The sequence below is a fragment of the Nonomuraea sp. NPDC054003 genome (assembly GCF_055585125.1).
This window is the reverse complement of the sequence record NZ_JBVJKR010000020.1, coordinates 71,328-91,267: the sequence shown is the minus strand read 5'-3', so window position 1 is coordinate 91,267 and position 19,940 is coordinate 71,328. Positions and strand designations below refer to the sequence as shown.

Here is a 19,940-nt window from a genome sequence, read left to right as displayed (position 1 = left end):
GGCCGAGCTCAGCCGCGGGCCTGGATGAACGCGTCCACCGCGCGGTCCACGTCCGCCTCCGAGTGGGCGGCCGAGAGCTGGACGCGGATGCGGGCCAGGCCGTGCGGCACCACCGGGTAGGAGAAGCCGATCACGTAGACGCCCAGCTCCAGCAGGCGCTCGGCCATGGCCCCGGCCTCGGCGGCGTCGCCGATCATCACCGGGACGATCGGGTGGTCGCCGGGCAGGATGTCGAACCCGGCCTCGGTCATCCGCCCCCGGAACCGCTCGGTGTTGGCCCGCAGCCGCTCGCGCGCCTCGCTGGTGGTCTCCAGCAGGTCGAGGATGCGCAGCGAGGTGGCGGCGATGGCCGGGGCGAGCGAGTTGGAGAACAGGTACGGGCGGGAGCGCTGGCGCAGCAGCTCGCAGATCTCCCGGCGGCCGGACACGTAGCCGCCGGACGCGCCGCCGAGCGCCTTGCCGAGCGTGCCGGTGATGATGTCGATCCGGTCGGTCACCCCGTGCAGCTCGGGGGTGCCGCGCCCGGTGGGGCCGACGAAGCCGACGGCGTGGGAGTCGTCGACCATGACCATGGCGTCGTAGCGCTCGGCGAGGTCGCAGATGTCGGCCAGCGGCGCGAGGTAGCCGTCCATGGAGAACACGCCGTCGGTGACGATCAGCCGCCTGCGGGCGTCCGACGACTCCTTCAGCCTGGCCTCCAGCTCGGCCATGTCACGGTTGGCGTAGCGGTGGCGGCGGGCCTTGGACAGGCGGATGCCGTCGATGATGCTCGCGTGGTTGAGCGCGTCGGAGATGACCGCGTCGCGCTCGTCGAGCAGGGTCTCGAACACGCCGCCGTTGGCGTCGAAGCACGAGCTGTAGAGGACGGTGTCCTCCATGCCGAGGAAGTCCGACAGCCGGGCTTCGAGCTCCTTGTGCACCTCCTGGGTGCCGCAGATGAAGCGCACCGAGGCCATGCCGAACCCCCACCGGTCCAGCGCCCGCTTGGCGGCCTCGATGACCTCGGGGTGGTCGGCCAGGCCGAGGTAGTTGTTGGCGCAGAAGTTCAGCACCTCCTGGCCCGCCACGCTCACCTGGGAGCTCTGCGGGGTGCTGATGACGCGCTCGGGCTTGTGCAGCCCGGCCTCGGCGATCTCGTCGAGCGTCGCACGCAGCTGGTCGCGTACGTTTGTGAACATCAAGCGCTCCAATCCAGAATGACCTTGCCCGTGCGGCCGCTCGCGGCCGTCTCGAAGGCGGTCTCGAACTCGTGGTACGGGAAGCGGTCGGTGATCACGGGGGAGAGGTCGAGGCCCTTCTCGATCAGGACCGACATGTTGTACCAGGTCTCGAACATCTCCCGGCCGTACACGCCCTTGATGGTCAGCATCGAGATGACCACGGTCGACCAGTCGACGGCGAACTCCTCGGCGGGCAGCCCGAGCATGGCGATCTTGCCGCCGTGGGTCATGCCGGCGATCATCTCGCGCAGCGCCGCCGGGCTGCCGGACATCTCCAGGCCCACGTCGAAGCCCTCTTTCATGCCGAGCTGGCGCATGCCGTCGGCCAGGGAGGCGCGGGAGACGTTCACCGCCAGCGAGACCCCGAGCTTGCCGGCCAGGTCGAGCCGCTCGTCGCTGACGTCGGTGATGACCACGTTGCGGGCGCCGACGTGGGTGGCGACGGCCGCGGCCATCAGGCCGATCGGGCCCGCGCCGGTGATCAGCACGTCCTCGCCGACCAGCGGGAACGACAGGGCGGTGTGCACGGCGTTGCCGAACGGGTCGAAGATGGCGGCCACGTCGGGATGGACGGGCACCCGGTGCACCCACACGTTCGTGGCGGGCAGCGTCACGTACTCGGCGAACGCGCCGTCGCGGTTGACGCCCAGGCCGACGGTGTTGCGGCACAGGTGGCGGCGGCCGGCCATGCAGTTGCGGCACTTGCCGCAGACGATGTGGCCCTCGCCGCTGACCAGGTCGCCGACGGCGATGTCCTCGACGCCCGGCGCGATCTCGACGACGTGACCGGAGAACTCGTGTCCCACGATGAGGGGAAGCTCCAGCGTGTGCCTCGCCCAATCATCGAATTTCTGTATGTGCAGGTCGGTGCCGCAGATGCCGGTTCTCAGCACCCTGATCTTCACCTCACCCGGCCCCACCTCGGGCTCGGGTACCTCGACCAGCGACAGGCCCGGCTCGGCCTTCTCCTTGACCAGTGCTTTCATGGCGAACATCCCCCCAGTCGAACGTTACGCACTGTGCCCGCTCTCCGCCGGACGTGTCCATCGAGGAGTTCTTAAGTGCCCCCACAGCTCCGCTTCACGCCGCAGGTCAGCGGCGATCACTATTACGCAAGAGGGTTGGTTAAGTAGGATGTCGGCTCCCCGGCCGACTCATGTGGAGGAACTCCGGTGCGACAGCAGAGCGGCGACGCCTCCGTCCTCCGCAGGCTCAACTCCGCCGCCATCCTGCGCCAGTTGCGTGCGGCGCGGGTGGCGACGCTGCAGGAGCTGGCCAGGGGCGCCCGGGTGTCCAGGCCGACGGCCGAGGTCATCGTCGAGGACCTGATCGCCGCGGGCTGGGCGGAGGAGTGCGGCGAGGAGTCCGGTGAGCGCCAGCGGGGCCGCCCGGCCAGGCGGTTCAGGTTCCGGGCCTCGTCCGGCCACGTGGCGGGCGTGGGCATCGGCGAGTCCCTGCTGCGCGCCATGGTGTCCGATCTGGGCGGGTCCGTCGTGGCGTCGCGCCGGGTGCCCAACCACGCGGCGATGTCCGCCCGCGAGCGGCTCGACGCCGTCGCGGAGCTGGTCCACGCCGTCTGCGCCGAGGCGGCGCTGCCCGTGGCTGAGCTGGCCGCGGTGGGCGTCGGCACGACCGGCGTGGTCGACGCCGCCGGGCGGGTGACCAAGAGCGTGGTGCTGCCCGGCTGGAGCGACGTCGACCTGCAGGGCGAGCTGGGCCGCCGGCTGCCCGCGCCGGTGCTGGTGGAGAACGACATGCGGCTGGCGGTGCTCGCCGAGCACTGGCGCGGGGAGGCGCGGGGCCGCAGCGACGTGGTCTACCTGTTCGCCGGCGACCGGCTCGGCCTGGGGCTGCTGATCGGAGGCCGGACGCACCGGGGCGCGCACGCCGCCTCCGGCGAGATCGGGCGTCAGTCGGGCGACCACTGGCGGGCGTTCCGGCATCTGGCCGACTACGCGATGGCCGTCGAGCCGGGCGAGCTGCGCACCCACCGGCAGGCCGCCGAGTTCGCCGTGGCCAGGGCGGAGGAGGGCGACGAGCGCGCGAGAGCCGCTGTCAGGGCCTTCGCCGTCCACCTGGCGGAGGGCCTGCTCACGCTCGTCAACCCGCTCGACCCGGAGCTGGTGGTGATCGGCGGCAGTCTGGCGAGGACCGGCGCGCTGCTGGTCGAGCCGATCCAGGACTACTTCGACGACCGGTGCCTCTACCCGCCCGAGGTGGCCGCCTCCGGTCTGGGCGGCGAGTGCGTGACGCTGGGCGCCGTCAGGATGGCGCTCGACCACGCGGACCAGGTGCTCTTTTCGTAAAAAGGTTGGATAATTCTTCCCGGCCGGCTCGTCGTCCCAGAGGAAGGGCGCCCGTGAAGGACCTGCGTTTCGGAGTCGTCGGCCTCGGCCTGCGCGTCAACCTGGCCGAGGCCGCCCACCGGCCGGGCCGGGGTTCGGTGGTGGCCGCGGTCTGCGACACGGACCCGGCGACCCTCAAGAGGGAGGCCGCCCGCTTCGGCGACCCGGTGACCAGTCCCGACCACCGGGACCTGCTCGGCCGCGACGACCTCGACGCGATCATCGTGCTGACCCCCGACGACACCCACGAGAGCATCGCCGTCGAGTGTCTCCAGGCGGGCAAGCCGCTCTACCTGGAGAAGCCGCTGGCCATCACCGTCGAGGGCTGCGACGCCGTCCTGCGCGCCGCCCGCGACACCGGCACCCGGCTGTACGTCGGCCACAACATGCGCCACATGGGCGTCGTCAGGCTGATGCGCGACATCATCCGCCGGGGCGACATCGGCGAGCCGAAGACGGTGTGGGTGCGCCACTTCGTCGGCTACGGCGGCGACTACTACTTCAAGGACTGGCACGCCGACCGCACCCGCACCACCGGGCTCCTGCTGCAGAAGGCCGCCCACGACCTGGACGTCGTCCACTGGCTCGCGGGCGGCTACACGACCCGGGTCAACGCCTTCGGCGACCTCATGGTGTACGGCGGGCTGCCGCGCAGGGAGCCCGGCACGCCCCGCCCCGACGGCTGGCCGCGTGACCACACCTGGCCGCCCACCGCCCACCGGGACCTCCACCACGTGGTGGACGTCGAGGACGTCTCGGTCATGAACATGGTGCTCGACAACGGCGTCATCGCCGCCTACCAGCAGTGTCACTTCACGCCCGACTACGTGCGCAACTACACGGTCATCGGCACCGAGGGCCGCCTGGAGAACTTCGGCGACGGGCCGGGCGCCACCGTCAAGGTCTGGAACACCGGCCCCACCGGCTACCGGCCCGACGCCGACATCACGTACCGGGTGCCCGACGCCACCGGCTCCCACGGCGGCGCCGACACGCGCATCATCGAGGAGTTCGCCCGCTTCGCCAGGGAGGGCGGGCCGGTCGACACCTCCCCGGTGGCGGCCCGCATGAGCGTCGCGGCCGGCTACATGGCCACCCGGTCGCTCCGCGACGGGGGCACCCCCTACGACGTCCCGCCCCTGGATCCGTCACTCGTGGCGTACTTCGCCGACGACCGGCGCTGACCGCCCGGCGCGGGCGCGGCGGGCGGTCGGGCCGGGAAGGGTCAGCGCTCGGCTTCGTCGCGCTGCTTGTCGAGGTCGGGGAACGGGGACGGCTGCCGGGCACCCTCCATGAGCTGCCGGGGGCCGGTCGGCCGCTCGGCGCTCCGGGCGTCGGCGACCGCCTCCGCCGCGGCCTTCTCGGCGTTGGCGATCTCGGCGTCCATCTCCGACGGCTTCGGGACCTCGCGGGTGGCCGCCGAGGGCGGGAGCGACTCGGTGAAGGCCTTGGAGACGCCCTGCAGGGCCGAGGTGACCTCGCTGGGGATCACCCAGAACGTGTTGCCCTCGCCCTGGGCGAGCTGCGGCAGCACCTGGAGATACTGGTAGGCGAGCAGCTTCGGGTCGGGGTCGTTGCGGTGGACCGCCTGGAACACCTGGTCGATGGCCCTCGACTGACCCTCGGCCTCCAGGATGGCGGCGGAGCGGGTGCCCTCGGCGCGCAGGATGCGGCTCTGTTTCTCGCCTTCGGCGGTGAGGATCTGCGACTGGCGCTGGCCCTCGGCGGTGAGGATCGCCGCGCGCTTGTCACGCTCGGCCCGCATCTGCTTCTCCATCGCGTCCTTGATGGTCTTGGGCGGGTCGATCGCCTTGATCTCCACCCGGTTGACCCTGATGCCCCACTTGCCGGTGGCCTCGTCGAGGACGCCGCGCAGCTGGCTGTTGATGGTGTCGCGGGAGGTGAGCGTGCTCTCCAGGTCCATCGAGCCGACGACGTTACGCAAGGTGGTCACCGTGAGCTGCTCGACCGCCTGGATGTAGTTGGCGATCTCGTAAGCGGCCGCGCGCGGGTCGGTGACCTGGAAGTAGAGCACGGTGTCGATCTCGACGACCAGGTTGTCCTCGGTGATGACCGGCTGCGGGCGGAACGAGACGACCTGCTCACGCAGGTCGATCACCGGGTAGACGCGGTCGATGTACGGGATGACGAAGTTGAGGCCCGGCTTGAGCGTACGGCTGTAGCGGCCGAGCCGCTCGACGTTGCGCGCTCTGGCCTGGGGCACGATGCGCACCGCTTTCAGCACGGTGAACACCGCGAACAGGATGACGAACAGCCCTACCAGCAGCAGCGGATCCATATCTCACTCCCGGGGATATACGAGGGCGGTGGCGCCGTCGATTTCGATGACGTCGACAGTGGCACCGGTCGGGATCACGAGTGTCTCGTCATACGCCCGCGCTGACCACTCCTCACCGGCCAGGCGGATCCGGCCGTCGTGACCCGTCACCTCCGCGAGAACGTAAGCGGGCTTGCCGACGAGCGCCTCCACACCGAACCTGGTCAGCTGCGGCTGGCGGATGTTGTGACGCTTGACGAGGGGCCGGATCACGACCAGCCCGGCCGTCGACGTCAGGGCGAAGACGAGGAACTGCAGCGGAACCGGCAGGCCCACGGCCGCGGCTCCGGCGGTCAACAGGGAGGCGACACCGAGGAGGCCGAGCGCGGCGGTGAGCGTGAAGATCTCGGCAAGACCGAGGACGACTGCGAGAATTACCCAGATGATCCATTCATCCATACTCCGGCCCTCCTATAGGAATAACGGGACCGTCGGCGCCATCGTTCCCTCTCACCACCGTAATCCGGGATTTCCGCTTACGGCAGAGGCCCGGGTGCGAGAAGAGCGCTGCCGGCGCGCCATTTCTCCCAGGAGAGCTGCCAGAACCCCCATCCGTTGTCCCATTCGAGCTCGCGGTCGGTGCCCGTGATCACGACGGGGTCGCCGCGGAGGGAGTGGGCGTAGAACCAGGCGGCCTGGTCGGGGCGGGCGTTGACGCAGCCGTGGCTGACGTTGCGGCGGCCCTGGGCCCACACGTTGTCCTTGGCGTGCACGTACTCGCCGCTGTCGGAGATGCGGACGGCGTGGTCGATCATCACGTCGTAGTAGCCGGGGTCGCCCTCGTCGCGGCCGGGGGAGATCATGCGGACCGGGTGGCCCTTGTCCATGGTCAGGTGGACGCCGCTGGTCGTGGTGTATTCGCGGGTGGTGGCCATGCCGGCGCTGATCGCCATGTGCCGCACGGCGCGGCCGTCGCGGCGGACGACCATGCGGTGGGTCCGGGCGTCGATCTCGGTGGCCTGGTGGCGGCCCACGGTGAAGGCGAACGTCCGGTCGGCGGTGCCGTGGAGGCCGGGGGCGGCACGGACGCCGGCCAGATGGGCGGTGACCGTGACGGTCTGCCCGGCAGACCAGAACCGCCGGGTGCGGTAGACCGCCCGGGTGTCGCCGATCCACCGCCAGGCGCCCTCGACCGGCCGGCCGGCCGTGACCTCCAGAGCGCGCTCCACCGCGGCCTTGTCGCGTACGGAAGAGCCGAAGTCGAGGATGACCGGCATGCCGACGCCCACGGTCTCGCCGGGGAGCGGCGCGGTGGCGGTGAGCTGGAGCGCACGTCCGGCGGGGCGGGTGCGGAAGCGGCCGGCCGCGACGGTGCGGCCCGCCGCGGTCACGGTGACCGCGTATTCGGCGCCGGGCTTCAGCGTCCAGCGGGAGCGCCAGGTGGTGCCCGCCGCGTCGAGGTCGCCGCGTACCGGGACACCGCCGGAGTGGGCGACGACCCGCTGGAGCGGGCCGCCCTGGGCGTGCACCACGAGCCCCTGGTCGGGACGGGCGCGCGCGGCGCCGAGCGGCGGGGAGACCTGCACCACGGTCGGGGGCGGAGGCTCCGCCCGCACGGCTCCGCAGCCGCCCGCGAGGAGGAGGAAGGCGGCCAGGCGGATCGTCGCGGCACGCCGCAGCATGTCACTCCTGATGTTCCTGGGGAAGGGTTCCCCAAGATTAGCGAGGAGTAACGAAGCAAGCACGCCGAGTCACTTAACCGACTTTTCCGTAGACCTCCCCGAGGCTGACGTCACCCGCCGTCGCGCGGATCGTCACCGCGTCCCCGTCCTGCAGGAACGTCCTGGTCTCGCCGCTGCGCAGCTTGACGGGGTCGGTCCCGTTCCAGGTGAGCTCGATGAGCGAGCCGCGCTCCTCGCGCGCCTCCCCGGAGACGGTGCCGCTCGCGAACAGGTCGCCGGTGCGCAGCGAGGCGCCGTTCACGGTGAGGTGGGCGAGCATCTGGTCCGGCGTCCAGTACATGTCCCGGTACGGCGGACGGGAGATCACCTCACCGTTGAGCTCGACCTCCAGCGTGATGTCGAGCCCCCAGTCGTCCTTCCTGCGCAGGTAGTCGATCGGCTCCGGGTCCTGCGTCCGCCCCGGCACCCTGGGCAGCGCCTCCAGCGGCGTCACCCAGGGCGAGATCGAGGTCGCGAACGACTTGCCCAGGAACGGCCCGAGCGGCACGTACTCGAACGCCTGGATGTCGCGCGCGCTCCAGTCGTTGACCAGCGTCACCCCGAACACGTGGTCCTCGAAGGCGCCGGCCGGCGAGCCCAGCTCGGACGGCACGCCCACCACGAACCCCAGCTCGGCCTCGACGTCGAGCTTGGCCGTCGGCCCGTACACCCCCGCCCGGAGCTGCCCGTGCGGGCGCCGGACCGGCGTGCCGGACGGCACGACCGTGCCGGCCCTGCCGTGGTAGCCGACCGGCAGGTGGCGCCAGTTCGGCTTGAGCGGCTCGGCGTCGGGCCGGAAGATCCGCCCGACGTTGCTCGCGTGCTCCAGCGAGCAGTAGAAGTCGACGTAGTCGGCCACCTCGAACGGCATGTGCAGCCGCACCTGCGCCAGCGGGACCAGGTGCGGCTCGGTCACCGCGAGGTCGCCGGACAGCTTGTTCCTGATCAGGCGGCGCGTGTCGTGCCAGGCCGAGCGGCCGCGCGCCATGAACGGGTTGAGCGAGGGGGCGGCGAACACCTCGTCGTGCAGCGCCGCGGCCAGGTCGAGCACCCGGTCGCCGTAACGGACGCCGACCCGGGGCGCCTCCCCCTGCCGGGAGAAGACCCCGTAGGGCAGGTTGTCCAGTCCCCAGCTCACTCGTCCTCCTCGATCAGGCCCAGCGCCTTCAGGTCGTCCATCGGCGTGGTCGTGCTGCAGGAGCCGTAGCTGACCAGGAGCTGCCTGGCCCGCTTCGCCGTCTCCTCAGGGATGGCCCGCGCGATGCGCGTGAGCTGGCCCACGTCGGTGATGCGCAGGGTGGGTGCCGGGTCGCGGCCCTCGACGGCCTCGCACACGGCCACCAGCAGGTTGAGGAAGCCGTGCCGGTCGACGCTGAGCGTCGGGTCGAAGTGGCGCACGGCGTGGTGCAGCCCGGCCGTGGCCTTGAACGGGATGTCGGCGGCCACGCAGAACCTGATGAAGGAGGCGAGGTGCTCCACCGGCGGGAACGCCTCGGCCCGGGCGCCGCCGCAGCGCACCTTCAGGCCCACGCCCTCGGGCACGTCGGGGACGAACTTCCCCGGCGGCACCTCGACGAACAGCCGCACCCCGCCGGGGAGCGCCCGGAGCAGCTCGCGGGCCAGCTCCTCCACCCCACGCTCGGGCGGCAGCTCGGCCTCCGCGATGTCGACGGGCAGGCCGGTCAGGTCCGGCAGTTCCGGGGTGTCGAGGATCAGCCCGACCCACCGCGGCCGGAACTGCTCGGCGCGCAGCCGGCCGAGCCTGCTGGCCGGGCAGAGGAAGCGGTGGGTCAGCACCCGGCTGCCCCGCTCCTGGTTGCGCCGGTGGCGGTCCAGCGCGTCGGACATGTGCAGTGACGTCGGCGGGAACAGTCCCGCGTCGTCGATCAGAGCGGTGTAGAGCGTCATCGTGACCAAGTCCAGGCGTATCCGGGGTCCTCGCAGGCGAGCGCGCCCTGCCCGAGGTCGAGCGGGCGGAAGGTGTCGACCATCACCGCCTTCTCGCTGGTGGTGGTGACGCCCTTGGCGACGGCGTCGATCACCGCCTCGACCGCGCCGGGCTGCGGCCCGTGCGTGAAGCCGGCCGGGTGCAGCGAGATCGAGCCCACGTCGATGCCCGACCCCTTCCGCGCCGAGTAGTCGCCGCCTACGTAGAACATGAACTCGTCGGAGTCGACGTTGTGGTGGTTGTACGGGATCGGCACCGACTCCGGGTGGAAGTCGAGCGGCCGCGGGCAGAACGAGCAGATCACGAAGCCGGGCCCCTCGAACGTCTGATGGACGGGCGGGGGCGCGTGCGTCCTCTTCACGATCGGCTCGAAGTCGTCGATGTTGAACGCGTACGGGTAGAGGTAGCCGTCCCAGCCGACCACGTCGAACGGGTGGTGGCGGTAGACCAGCCGGGTCAGCCCGCCCCTGGTGCGCACCAGCACCGGCACCTCCTCGCCCTCGGCGAGCAGCGGCTCGGCGGGCGCCCGCAGGTCGCGCTCGCAGTAGGGGGCGTGCTCCAGGAACTGCCCGTACTGCGACAGGTAGCGCTTGGGCGGCCTGATGTGCCCGGACGCCTCGACGGCCAGCACGCTGACCCGCCCCACCGGCACCCAGCGGTGGATGGTGCCCGTCGGGATGACCACGTAGTCGCCGGTGCCGGCCTCGATCACGCCGTACGTGGACTCGAAGCGGGCCGTGCCCTCCTGGACGTACACGCACTCGTCGCCCATCGAGTTGCGGTAGAGCTCGCTGGGCCGGTCGCTGGTGGCGTACGACAACCGGACGTCGCCGTTGCCCGCCAGCAGGATCCGCCCGGACACCAGGTCGCCCGCGCTGGAGAGCTGCGTGGTGCGGAAGTGGCGCGGCGACAGCGGCAGGTTGGGCTCCAGGCGCGTGTCGGCCGTGGGGGCGACGGCCTCGGCCTTGACGATCGCGGTCGGCAGGTGGCGGTGGTACAGCAGCGACGAGTCGGACGAGAACCCCTCCTCGCCCATCAGCTCCTCGGCGTACAGACCGCCGTCGGGCCGCCTGAACTGCACATGGCGCTTGCGGGGCACCTCGCCCACGGCGCGGTAGTACGGCATCCGCCCCTCCCATGTCGTCCGATTATCGGACGTATGTGTCCTCTATGCGTGACAACCGTCCGTCATCCCCGGACGGATGTCAACCGTCACCCCAGGGCGGCGGCAAGCTCGGCGGCGGCCTCGACGACGCGAGGTCCGGTGGACTCCGCGAGCGGCCCGAACGTGACCACCCCGACCGAGGCCTCCAACCAGGGCAGCCCCAGAACGGGCGCCGCCACCCCCCGGGCTCCCTCCTCCAACTGCCCCTCGGTCACCAGATATGCGGACCCGCCCTCGCGACCTGCCAGGATCGCCCGCCCGGCCGCGCCTTTCGCCAGCGGATGGCGGGCGCCCTCCCGGTAGGCCACGTGCATGTCCGTCCACGACGGCTCGACCACCGCCACGGCCAGCGCGTCGTCGCCCTCGGCCACGGTGAGGTGCGCGGTCGCGCCCACCTGCTCGGCCAGCCGCCGCAGCGTCGGCAGGGCCGCCGCGCGCAGCAGCGGCTGCACGGCCCGCGCCAGTGCGAGCAGCCCGAACCCCAGATGCACCCGGCCCTCGTCGTCGCGGCGCACGAACCCCTCGTTGAGCAGGGTCGTCAGCAGCCGGTACACCACCGGGCGGCTCAGCGACAGCTCCGCGCTCAGTTCGGTCGGGGTCCGCCCGCCCTTCCCGTCGGAAAGCAGCCTGAGCAGGCGGAGCCCGCGTTCGAGCGTCTGAGCGGATTCAGCGGCCATGAAGCGATTATCCAGCCACGGTCATGGGGGAGCGGTGACTGTATGCGGTGAAAAGGGTACGTAGGGGAACAGAACACCGGGGGGTAAGGATGCGGCAAACGTGGATACTCCTGGTTGCCGGGCTGGCCATGTGCGCTTTCCTCCCCGCGCTTCCTTCCGTGGGATCACGGGCGCTCTACGCCACCAGGGCCGCGCCCGCGGCGACCCCGTTCGACCGGCTGGTGGAGGACACCTTCTACCTGACCGTGGGCATCGAGGTCGAGCAGCGCCTGATGCCCGTGGAGAAGGGGGCGCGCATCCGTCCGGGCCCGCGCCTCGCGCCGGGGATCGGGGTGGACGCGACCGGCCGCGTGTACGGCAGGCCCGAGCGGGCCGGCACGTACGCGGCCCAGGTCCAGATCTGCCGCGATCAGGCGTGCGACGAGGAGCGGGTCACGTTCGTCGTGCTGCGCAACGTGCCGTGGGCGCCGGGCGCGCTCACCTTCCCCGGCAGGGCCGGGCAGCGGCTGGACGGGAACATCCAGATCAGGGGCGGGCCCACGGGGGTGCCGCCGACGTTCACCGTGACCCGCCAGGGCGCGCTGCCCCCGGGCGTCACCATCGGCCCGGACGGGCACGTCGGCGGCGTGCCCGCGGAGTCCGGGGTGTCCAGGGTGCCGGTGCGCATCTGCCTGGCGGGCAACTGCGCGGGCGTGGTGGTGACGTTGATTGTCATCTGACCCCTTGATCCGGCGGGGGTCTCCGGGTCACCGTGGTCCCATGAAATCGGTCATCGTGGTCGGATCGGGCATTTGGGGTTCATCGCTGGCGTTGCGGCTGGCCGAAACCGGATGGCGGGTGACGCTGGTCGAGCAGCACCAGGCGGGACACGTACGGCAGGCCAGCGCGGGTGAGACCCGGCTGATGCGCTGCTCGCACGGCGGCGAGGAGTGGTACGCGCGCATGGCGTGGCGGGCGCGCGACGGCTGGCGGCGGCTCGGCGAGCGCGCCGGGGAGGAGTTGTACGCGGAAGCAGGCATGCTCTGGTTCGCCCGGACGCCGGACGGGTGGGAGCACGCCAGCGCCCAGGTCCTGAAAAATCTGGATATACCGTGCGAGGTCCTCGACCCGGCCGACGGCGCCCGCTTCTTCCCCGACTACAGCCCCGCCGGCCTCAGCCACCTGCTGTGGGAGCCGCACGCCGGCGTCATCAGAGCACGCCGCGCCACCCAGGTGACCGCCAGGCTGGCCGAGTCCGCCGGCGCCCGGATCGTCCGGACCCGCGCGACCCCGGCGCCCGGCGCCGCCGTCGAGGCCGGGGGCGAGGTGCTGACCGCCGACCGGGTGGTGTGGGCGTGCGGCGCCTGGCTGCCCGAGCTGTTCGAGGTGCCCGTGACCGTGACCAAGCAGGACACGCTGCACTTCGCGGTCCCCGCCGCGTGGACCACGCCCGGCACGCCCGCCTGGGTGGACCACGCCGCCGCCGCTTACGGCCACGGTGACGTGGACGGCGTGGGCATGAAGGCCACCTCCGACGTCGAAGGCCGCCCGTACGAGCCCGAGCACGGCGAGCGCGCCGTGGACGAGGCCGGCGTCGCGCGCGCCCGGTCCTACCTGGCGCGGCGGTTCCCGTCGCTGGCCTCGGCGCCGGTGCTGTTCAGCCAGGTCTGCCAGTACGCGCTCACTCCCGACGCCGAGTGGATCATCGCGGAGACCGAGCCCGGCGTGTGGCTGCTCGGCGGCGACTCCGGCCACGGCTTCAAACACGCCCCGGCGCTGGCCGAGTACGTGGCGGGGATCCTCGACGGCGAGTACGGGCCGGAGCCGAGGTTCGGGCTGCACGAGCGGGCACCGGCACGCGGGCTGCGGACCAGCGGGCGGGCCTCAGCTTGAGACGGCCTCCAGACGGGCCGGGGCGCGCAGGTTGCGCACGCCGGGGGAGAGCAGCGCCGCGCAGGTGGACAGCACCACCAGGCCGCCGCACGCCAGCAGCGCGTTCTGCACGCCCATCAGCGCCGCCGCCGGCGCCGCCAGCATGAGCCCGATCGGGCCGAACATCAGCGAGCCGAGCGCGTCGTACGAGCTCACCCGCGACAGCGACTCCGGCGGGACCTCCCGCTGCATGGTCGTCATCCACAGCACGCCGAACACGTCGAAACAGACGCCCAGCACGAACGCGCCCAATACCGTCACCCACAGCGGCGAACCCGTCCCCAGCAGGAAGTACGGCAGCGCCGCCGGCAGGCAGAGCAGCGTGCCGACCAGGATCGGCCGGCGCGGCCGCACCCGCAGCGACACCACCACGCCCGCGATCGTGCCGATCGCCTCGCCGGCCAGGAACGCCGACCACGCCGCCGGGCCGCCCAGGCTCTCCTTGGCCAGCAGCGGCCCGAGCACCCCGTGACCGGCCTGGATCGCCATCACCAGGATCGAGAACTGGGCGACCACCACCCAGATCCACTGCCGGGAGCTGAACTCGCGCCAGCCCTCGCGCAGGTCCTTCAGCACCGAATGCCGCTCCCCGCGTTCGCGCACCAGAGGAGTGGGCCGCACCAGCGAGATCAGCACCCCCGCGGTGGCGAACAGGGCGCCGCTGACCGCCAGCGCCCACCCGCCGCCGACGAGCACCACCGTGGCGCCGCCGAGCACCGCGCCGCCCATCCTGGCGACGTTCGCGCCCAGGCCGAGCAGCGCGTTGCCGGCCTGCAGCCGCTCGGGCGGCACCACCTCGGGGATGATCCCGGTCAGCGCGGGATAGAGCGCGGCGACGGCTATCCCGCTGAAGGCGGCCGCGGCGACCAGGCCGACCAGGGGGGTCCAGCCGGACAGCAGCATCGCGCCCAGGGTGAAGAAGGCCACGGCGTTGGCCCACTCGCCGAACTGCATCACCCGCTGCCGCGGGAACCGGTCGGCCAGCACCCCGGCGAACAGCATGAACAGCACCATCGGGAGCGCCTCCGCGGTCAGCACCACCGACAGCGTCGTGGCGGTGGCGCCGGGCAGGTCGAGGATGCCGAAAGCGAGGGCCACCGGGGCGAACGCGGCGCCGAGCATCGAGATGGTCCGGGCCGCGAAGAGCAGGGCGAAGCGCCTGTCCCGGAAGAGCCCGAGATCGCCGAGGATTTCACGCACGCTCAAGTGTGACGGGTACGAAGCGATGGTGTCGTCCCATTTTCCACACGCCCGGACACAGGCGGTAGAGATCGACCGTTGATACCGATATCGTGCGAGATGCCAGCCGATCACTCCCCGGAAGTCAAGGTGCCATGCGACTGCGGCAGCTCTTCGTCATCGGTCTCGCGCTCTCCCTCCTCGGCATCGGCGTCCCGGCGTGGTCGCAGGACGATCCGCGCAGCTGCAACGACCTCATGGCGGAGGACACCCCCGCGTACGTCGTCTGCCGCTGGATGGCCACCCCCGAGGAAGCCGCCGAGATCGCCCGCTTCTGGCTTGACAACGACGGTCAGAACATGCGCGACACCGGCCCGATGGACCCGATCGTCATCGACTGCACCGAGAGCGACTGCCCGACCGACTCGGAAGGCGACGGTCAGTCGCACGACGTCGGCAGCCCCGACGTCGAGGGCGCCGAGGACGGCGGGCAGCCCGAGTGCCCGACCGCCGAGCCCTGCTTCGTCGACCCCGACGAGGTCACCGGCGCCGCCGTGAAGAAGGCCGCCGAGACCCCCGCCGGCCAGGCCGTCAAGACCTCGGCCACGAGCGGCATGCGCGTCTGGATCGACGCCGAGCTGGCCGACGACCACCAGGCCGGCAACCTCGCCGAGGCCGCCAAGAAGATCGCCGCCCTGGCCGCCCAGCCCGGCGTCGCGGGCATCCGCTTCAGCTCCGGCCTCGGCTACGACCGGACGTTCGCCACGGCCGACGAGCTGGACACGTTCGTCGCCTCGGCCTCCGCCGCGCTCCGCAAGCTCGCCCCCGGCAAGAAGCTCGCCGTCCACACCGCGGTGCCCGTCTTCGGCTGCGGCGCCGTCGCCGAGTGCACCGAGGCCCTCGCCAAGAAGCACCCGCTGCTCGACCCCGACCGCATCGGCGCCTGGCTCGCCAAGGGCCTCGTCGACCAGCTCTCCCTCGACGGCGGCCACCTCGCCACCGAGTACGCCACGTGGCGGATCGACGCCGCCACCGCCCAGCGCAACCAGTGGATCCAGGTCCGCGCCCGCGCCTGGGACGCCTACGCGCACATCGCCGCCGAGGACACCGGCTTCGCCGCCCCCGGCGGCTCCCGGCTGACCACCGAGCAGGCCACCCAGACCATCACCGACCGCATCGCCGCCCCGCTCCAGGACGCCGCCGCCGGCACCATCACCCTCTGGACCCGCTGGCAGGACGCCCAGGGCCAGGTCAGCCGCGTGTACGGAGAGAAGTGGGCCGCCAACCCCACCTGGGACCAGCTCAAGAAGCTCACCTCCATCCGCCCCCGCCTCGCCACCCTGTACGACCCGGCGACCCCGGAGGTGGACGTGGCCACAGATCTCCGCAACCTGTCCGAAGTCTTCGGCCAGCTCTACATCCGCACCGCCTGAACAACGCGGTCTTCCCCCGCCAGGGCGCTCCGCGCCCGAGAGCTCAGGCTGTGACTGTGGGGGCACGCCCCCACACCCCCGGCGAGGGGGCCGGCCCCCTCGCGCTCCCCCGGGGGGTTGGCCGTCTGGATTCCGTGAAGGCGCCTGGGATCGATCAAGACCACAGGCGGACCCCTTCGGGTCACTGGCTGACATCGAGCCAAGATCCGGGTGGCCTTCTCCAGCCCTTCTTTCGACTTCTGGCTGTACCTGCACTACGGGATGTACGACGTGCCGCAGAGCGGGTGCGATGATCACGTCCACCGGTTACTCGCGCAGCGCCCGGCTTTCGCCGGCTTCGGCGGGAAGGACAAGAGGATCACCCGGTCGCGGGCAGAGGACCTGCTGCCCCGCGTCGGAAAGGCTTATGCCAACGCGCGGAATCCGGGCATGCGCCGCGCAGCCGGCGCGTGTGCTCATCGGGGCGGGGCCGAACCCGGCTGTGATCTCCTTGATCAGGACCCGTCCAGCAGCATGTGGCGGCTTCTCGAGAGTCTGGGAGTCTCGGCCCGTTTCGCCCGCGACGAGCCTACGGCTTCAGGAAGGCGCCGAACTCGTTGACGTCGATGAGGCCGTCGCCGTCCTGGTCCAGGCGTCGCACGCCTGCCTGGGCGGCTTCCAGGGTCACCGGCTGGCCGAGGATCTCCATCAGGCGGACGAGCTCCTCGGCCGAGATGCGGCCGTCCTTGTCCGTGTCGATGAGGTCGAAGGTGATCGCGTGGTCGCTCATGATGGGCATCCTCCGGGAGATCCGTTTCGGGTCAGACTTTAGTGGCGGTTTGTCGTAGTGCGTGGATGAATGCCGCTAACCGGCAGTCGACGTCTGCGGATGCCCGGCAGAGGCGCGGTCATGCCTGCCGATCCCCGATCTCCCAGACTCGTTCTTTGCCGGAATTTGGGGGTAGCCCGACCCGCATGCGTATGACGTACACGAGCGACCTCTGGTGGAAGAACGCCGTCGTCTACTGCCTCGACGTGGAGACCTTCAAGGACGGGGACGGCGACGGGATCGGCGACTTCCGAGGGCTCACTCAGGAGATCGACTATCTGGCCGACCTCGGGGTCACCTGCCTGTGGCTGATGCCGTTCTACCCCACGGCCAACCGGGACGACGGGTACGACGTCACCGACTTCTACAGTGTCGACCCGAGGCTCGGCACGCTCGGCGACTTCGTGGAGTTCATGCGCACCGCGCACGACCGGGGCATGCGGGTCATCGCCGACCTGGTCGTGAACCACACCTCCGACCGGCACCCGTGGTTCCTGGAGGCGCGCAAGGGCAAGGACGCGCCGATGCGCGACTGGTTCGTCTGGAAGGACGAGCCGGGACCGGAGCCGGAGCAGGTGGTCTTCCCCGACCAGGAGAACAGCGTCTGGGAGCGCGACGACCGCTCCGGCCAGTACTACCTGCACAGCTTCTACAAGCACCAGCCGGATCTGAACATGGGCAACCCGGAGGTGCGTGACGAGATCTCCCGCATCCTCGGGTTCTGGATGGAGCTGGGGCTGGCCGGGTTCAGGGTGGACGCGGTGCCGTTCCTGATCGAGAACGTCTCGCCGCAACTGGGGGAGCCGCACGAGGTCCTGGCCGGCCTGCGCGCGTTCATGACCCGCCGCAAGGGCAACTCGGTGCTGCTCGGCGAGGTGAACCTGCCCTACAAGGAGCTGGTCAGCTACTTCGGCGACGGGCTGGGCGACGAGCTCACCATGTGCTTCGACTTCACCGTCATGCAGCGGGCCTGGCTGGCGCTGGCCCGCCGGGAGGCGGCGCCGCTCGTGGCCGCGCTGCGCGAACGGCCGGACGCGCCTAAGGACGCCCAGTGGGCGACGTTCCTGCGCAACCACGACGAGCTGACGCTGGACCAGCTCAGCGACGAGGAGCGGCAGGAGGTGTTCCGGGCGTTCGGGCCTGAGGAGCGCATGCAGATCTTCGGCCGCGGCCTGCGCCGGCGGATGCCGGGCATGTTCGACGGCGACCTGCGCCGGATGAAGCTGGCCTACAGCCTGATGTTCTCGCTGCCCGGCACGCCGGTGATCTTCTACGGCGAGGAGATCGGGCTGGGCGAGAACCTCGACGTCGAGGGCCGGATGGCGGTGCGCACCCCCATGCAGTGGTCGAAGGACGGTGGCTTCAGCCCGGCCGAGCCGGTGCGTCCGATGCCCGGCGGGCGGTTCGGGCCCGAGCACGTCAACGTCGAGGACCAGAAGCGCGACACCGATTCGCTGCTGCGCTGGTTCCAGCTGCTCATCGAACGCTACCGGGAGTGCCCGGAGCTGGCCTGGGGCGAGTACGAACCGCTGGACGCCGGGCATCCCGCCGTCCACGCGCACCGCAGCGACGCCGACGGCGCCACGGTCGTGGCCGTGCACAACTTGGGCGACGAGCCGGTGGAGGCCGAGCTGGAGCTCGACGGGCTGGCCGGCTCCCTGCTGACCGACCTGCTGGTGGACGGCACCGTCGAGGTTCCGGAGTCGGGCCCGGTGCGGCTGCCGCTCGATCCGTACGGGACGCGCTGGCTGCGCGTGTCAGCCCGGAAGAAGCCCGCCGAGGACGCCTCCATCAAGGCCCACTGACTGCGACCCCGGGGCCGGAAACGTCCGCGCAGATCGCGCGGGTCCGGTCAGGGGTGGGGCGGGGTGGTCGCAGGCCAGGCGCGCATCGCCAGGGCGGCGGTGCGTTCCAGCTCGTCGCGGCTCGCACCGTCGCGGGCCTGGGTGGACATGCCCTGGATGACCGCCGCGTAGTAGACGGCCAGCGCCGCCGCGTCGGCGGACGGCGGAAGCAGGCCGGCCGTCACGTCGCGCTCGATGCGCTCCCTGAGCGCGGCCTTGGCCGCCTCCCGCTTGAGCCTCAGCCCCTCCTCGACCTCGGACGACTCCGGCCCGCAGTTCACCGCCGCGGAGATGATCATGCAGCCGTGCGGGTGGCCGGGGTCGGTGTACTCGTCCGCGGCCTCGTACAGGACGCGCTCGATGGCCTCGCGGGCCGTCGGCTCCTCGGCGAGCGCACGGGCGGTGAAGGCGCCGTAGCTCTCCTGGTAGCGCCGGAGCGCCTCCTCGAACAGCCGCCGCTTGTCGCCGAAGGCCGCGTACAGGCTGGGCGGCCGGATGCCCATCGCGGCGGTCAGCTCCGCGATCGAGGTGGCTTCGTAGCCGTGGCGCCAGAACATGCGCAGCGCCCGGTCGAGTGCCTTGTCACGGTCGAAGGCTCGCTGTCTCGCCATGCGAACCATTCTATAGCGATCGCTATGCTATTTTTCTGTAGCGATCGCTACAGAAAAGGAGTCTGACTATGAAGACCGCTCTGGTGACAGGCGCGAGCAGGGGGATCGGCCGCGCGGCGGCGCTGCGGCTGGCCCGCGACGGGTTCCGTGTCGGGGTGCACTACGGGGTGAACGAGGCCGCGGCCGAGGACGTCGTCCGGCTGATCGAGACAGGCGGCGGCAGCGCGTTCGCGCTCCGGGCCGACCTGGGCGACACGGCCGAGGTGGAGTCCCTGGTCGCCCAGCTCCGGCAGGAGACCGACCGGCTGGACGTGCTGGTGAACAACGCGGCCATCGGTACGTCCGTACCGATGGAGCAGGAGACGGTGGAGGCGTTCGACCGGATCTTCGCGGTGAACGTGCGAGGCCTGTTCTTCCTCACCAAGCGCCTGCTGCCGCTCATCCCGGACGGCGGCCGGATCGTCAACGTCACCTCGGGCGTGACGCGCATCGCCTTCCCCCAGGCGATCGCGTACGCCATGACCAAGGGCGCGGTGCAGACGTTCACGCTCGCGCTGGCCAAGGAGGTCGGCCCGCGTGGGATCACGGTCAACAACGTCGCCCCCGGCATCATCGACACCGACGTGAACGCGGGCTGGTTGCGTACTCCCGAAGGAGAGGCGTACGCGACGAGCGTGCACGCGGTCAACCGGATCGGCCACGTCGACGAGATCGCCGACGTGATCGCCTTCGCCGCCTCCCCCGGGGCGAGCTTCATGACCGGCAGTACCCTCGACGCCACCGGCGGCGGCAACCTGTAG

Annotated in this window: 19 protein-coding genes; 7 read left to right on the top strand and 12 right to left on the bottom strand. The window is 71.3% G+C overall.

From position 1 onward, the window contains the following. Positions 1–8: 8 nt before the first annotated feature. Positions 9–1,178 (bottom strand): glycine C-acetyltransferase, encoded by a 1,170-nt coding sequence (locus ACZ6YG_RS38950; protein ID WP_148035095.1) that lies wholly within the window; start codon positions 1,176–1,178, stop codon positions 9–11. Next, a complete protein-coding gene (tdh, locus tag ACZ6YG_RS38945; protein WP_466020741.1) occupies positions 1,178–2,206 on the bottom strand; it encodes an L-threonine 3-dehydrogenase in 1,029 nt (342 codons plus the stop codon). Before tdh ends, ACZ6YG_RS38950 begins: the two co-directional genes overlap by 1 nt. A 186-nt stretch (positions 2,207–2,392) precedes the next feature. Here tdh and ACZ6YG_RS38940 point away from each other — a divergent pair, with 186 nt between their 5' ends. Then, positions 2,393–3,526 (top strand): ROK family protein, encoded by a 1,134-nt coding sequence (locus ACZ6YG_RS38940; RefSeq protein ID WP_466020740.1) that lies wholly within the window; start codon positions 2,393–2,395, stop codon positions 3,524–3,526. Between the two features lie 53 nt (positions 3,527–3,579). Next, on the top strand, positions 3,580–4,749 hold the full coding sequence (locus ACZ6YG_RS38935) for a Gfo/Idh/MocA family protein (protein WP_466020739.1): 1,170 nt from the start codon (positions 3,580–3,582) through the stop codon (positions 4,747–4,749). A 41-nt stretch (positions 4,750–4,790) separates the two neighbouring features. Here the strand turns inward: ACZ6YG_RS38935 and ACZ6YG_RS38930 are convergent, their stop codons facing one another. From ACZ6YG_RS38930 to ACZ6YG_RS38900, 7 genes are all read right to left on the bottom strand, one after another. After that, a complete protein-coding gene (locus ACZ6YG_RS38930; RefSeq protein WP_148035091.1) occupies positions 4,791–5,864 on the bottom strand; it encodes an SPFH domain-containing protein in 1,074 nt (357 codons plus the stop codon). A 3-nt stretch (positions 5,865–5,867) separates the two neighbouring features. Continuing rightward, complete coding sequence (locus tag ACZ6YG_RS38925; RefSeq protein ID WP_148035090.1) at positions 5,868–6,302, bottom strand: NfeD family protein; 435 nt, start codon at positions 6,300–6,302, stop codon at positions 5,868–5,870. Positions 6,303–6,379: 77 nt separating this feature from the next. Next, positions 6,380–7,525 (bottom strand): L,D-transpeptidase, encoded by a 1,146-nt coding sequence (locus ACZ6YG_RS38920; protein WP_466020738.1) that lies wholly within the window; start codon positions 7,523–7,525, stop codon positions 6,380–6,382. Between the two features lie 73 nt (positions 7,526–7,598). Next, positions 7,599–8,702 (bottom strand): fumarylacetoacetase, encoded by a 1,104-nt coding sequence (gene fahA / locus ACZ6YG_RS38915; protein ID WP_466020737.1) that lies wholly within the window; start codon positions 8,700–8,702, stop codon positions 7,599–7,601. Next, complete coding sequence (locus tag ACZ6YG_RS38910) at positions 8,699–9,472, bottom strand: hypothetical protein (RefSeq protein WP_187281471.1); 774 nt, start codon at positions 9,470–9,472, stop codon at positions 8,699–8,701. Before ACZ6YG_RS38910 ends, fahA begins: the two co-directional genes overlap by 4 nt. After that, complete coding sequence (locus tag ACZ6YG_RS38905; protein ID WP_397199378.1) at positions 9,469–10,638, bottom strand: homogentisate 1,2-dioxygenase; 1,170 nt, start codon at positions 10,636–10,638, stop codon at positions 9,469–9,471. The genes ACZ6YG_RS38910 and ACZ6YG_RS38905 overlap by 4 nt, the downstream gene beginning before the upstream one ends. Before the next feature lie 86 nt (positions 10,639–10,724). Continuing rightward, positions 10,725–11,354, bottom strand: a complete 630-nt coding sequence (locus ACZ6YG_RS38900) for a helix-turn-helix domain-containing protein (protein WP_364233609.1) — start codon at positions 11,352–11,354, stop codon at positions 10,725–10,727. 158 nt (positions 11,355–11,512) lie between these two features. Here ACZ6YG_RS38900 and ACZ6YG_RS38895 point away from each other — a divergent pair, with 158 nt between their 5' ends. Both ACZ6YG_RS38895 and ACZ6YG_RS38890 read left to right on the top strand, forming a co-directional pair. After that, the gene (locus ACZ6YG_RS38895; RefSeq protein WP_364233607.1) at positions 11,513–12,073 is read left to right on the top strand and encodes a hypothetical protein; all 561 of its coding nucleotides are present in this window, start codon (positions 11,513–11,515) and stop codon (positions 12,071–12,073) included. Between the two features lie 40 nt (positions 12,074–12,113). Then, on the top strand, positions 12,114–13,226 hold the full coding sequence (locus ACZ6YG_RS38890; protein WP_148035084.1) for an NAD(P)/FAD-dependent oxidoreductase: 1,113 nt from the start codon (positions 12,114–12,116) through the stop codon (positions 13,224–13,226). Here the strand turns inward: ACZ6YG_RS38890 and ACZ6YG_RS38885 are convergent. Further along, positions 13,218–14,465, bottom strand: a complete 1,248-nt coding sequence (locus tag ACZ6YG_RS38885; RefSeq protein ID WP_466020770.1) for an MFS transporter — start codon at positions 14,463–14,465, stop codon at positions 13,218–13,220. The two genes, ACZ6YG_RS38890 and ACZ6YG_RS38885, sit on opposite strands and share 9 nt — an antisense overlap. 134 nt (positions 14,466–14,599) lie before the next feature. Here ACZ6YG_RS38885 and ACZ6YG_RS38880 point away from each other — a divergent pair, with 134 nt between their 5' ends. After that, the gene (locus ACZ6YG_RS38880; RefSeq protein WP_148035082.1) at positions 14,600–15,877 is read left to right on the top strand and encodes a hypothetical protein; all 1,278 of its coding nucleotides are present in this window, start codon (positions 14,600–14,602) and stop codon (positions 15,875–15,877) included. Between the two features lie 568 nt (positions 15,878–16,445). On the opposite strand, the gene ACZ6YG_RS38875 is transcribed toward ACZ6YG_RS38880, so the two are convergent. Beyond that, positions 16,446–16,646: an EF-hand domain-containing protein gene (locus ACZ6YG_RS38875; protein ID WP_466020736.1), complete on the bottom strand. Its 201-nt coding sequence runs from the start codon at positions 16,644–16,646 to the stop codon at positions 16,446–16,448. Positions 16,647–16,831: 185 nt separating this feature from the next. On the opposite strand from ACZ6YG_RS38875, the gene ACZ6YG_RS38870 reads away from it, so the two are divergent. Continuing rightward, complete coding sequence (locus tag ACZ6YG_RS38870) at positions 16,832–18,490, top strand: alpha-amylase family protein (RefSeq protein ID WP_466020735.1); 1,659 nt, start codon at positions 16,832–16,834, stop codon at positions 18,488–18,490. Positions 18,491–18,537: 47 nt separating this feature from the next. On the opposite strand, the gene ACZ6YG_RS38865 is transcribed toward ACZ6YG_RS38870, so the two are convergent. Next, the gene (locus ACZ6YG_RS38865) at positions 18,538–19,140 is read right to left on the bottom strand and encodes a TetR/AcrR family transcriptional regulator (protein WP_466020734.1); all 603 of its coding nucleotides are present in this window, start codon (positions 19,138–19,140) and stop codon (positions 18,538–18,540) included. A 68-nt stretch (positions 19,141–19,208) separates the two neighbouring features. On the opposite strand from ACZ6YG_RS38865, the gene ACZ6YG_RS38860 reads away from it, so the two are divergent. After that, positions 19,209–19,940: an SDR family NAD(P)-dependent oxidoreductase gene (locus tag ACZ6YG_RS38860; RefSeq protein ID WP_466020733.1), complete on the top strand. Its 732-nt coding sequence runs from the start codon at positions 19,209–19,211 to the stop codon at positions 19,938–19,940.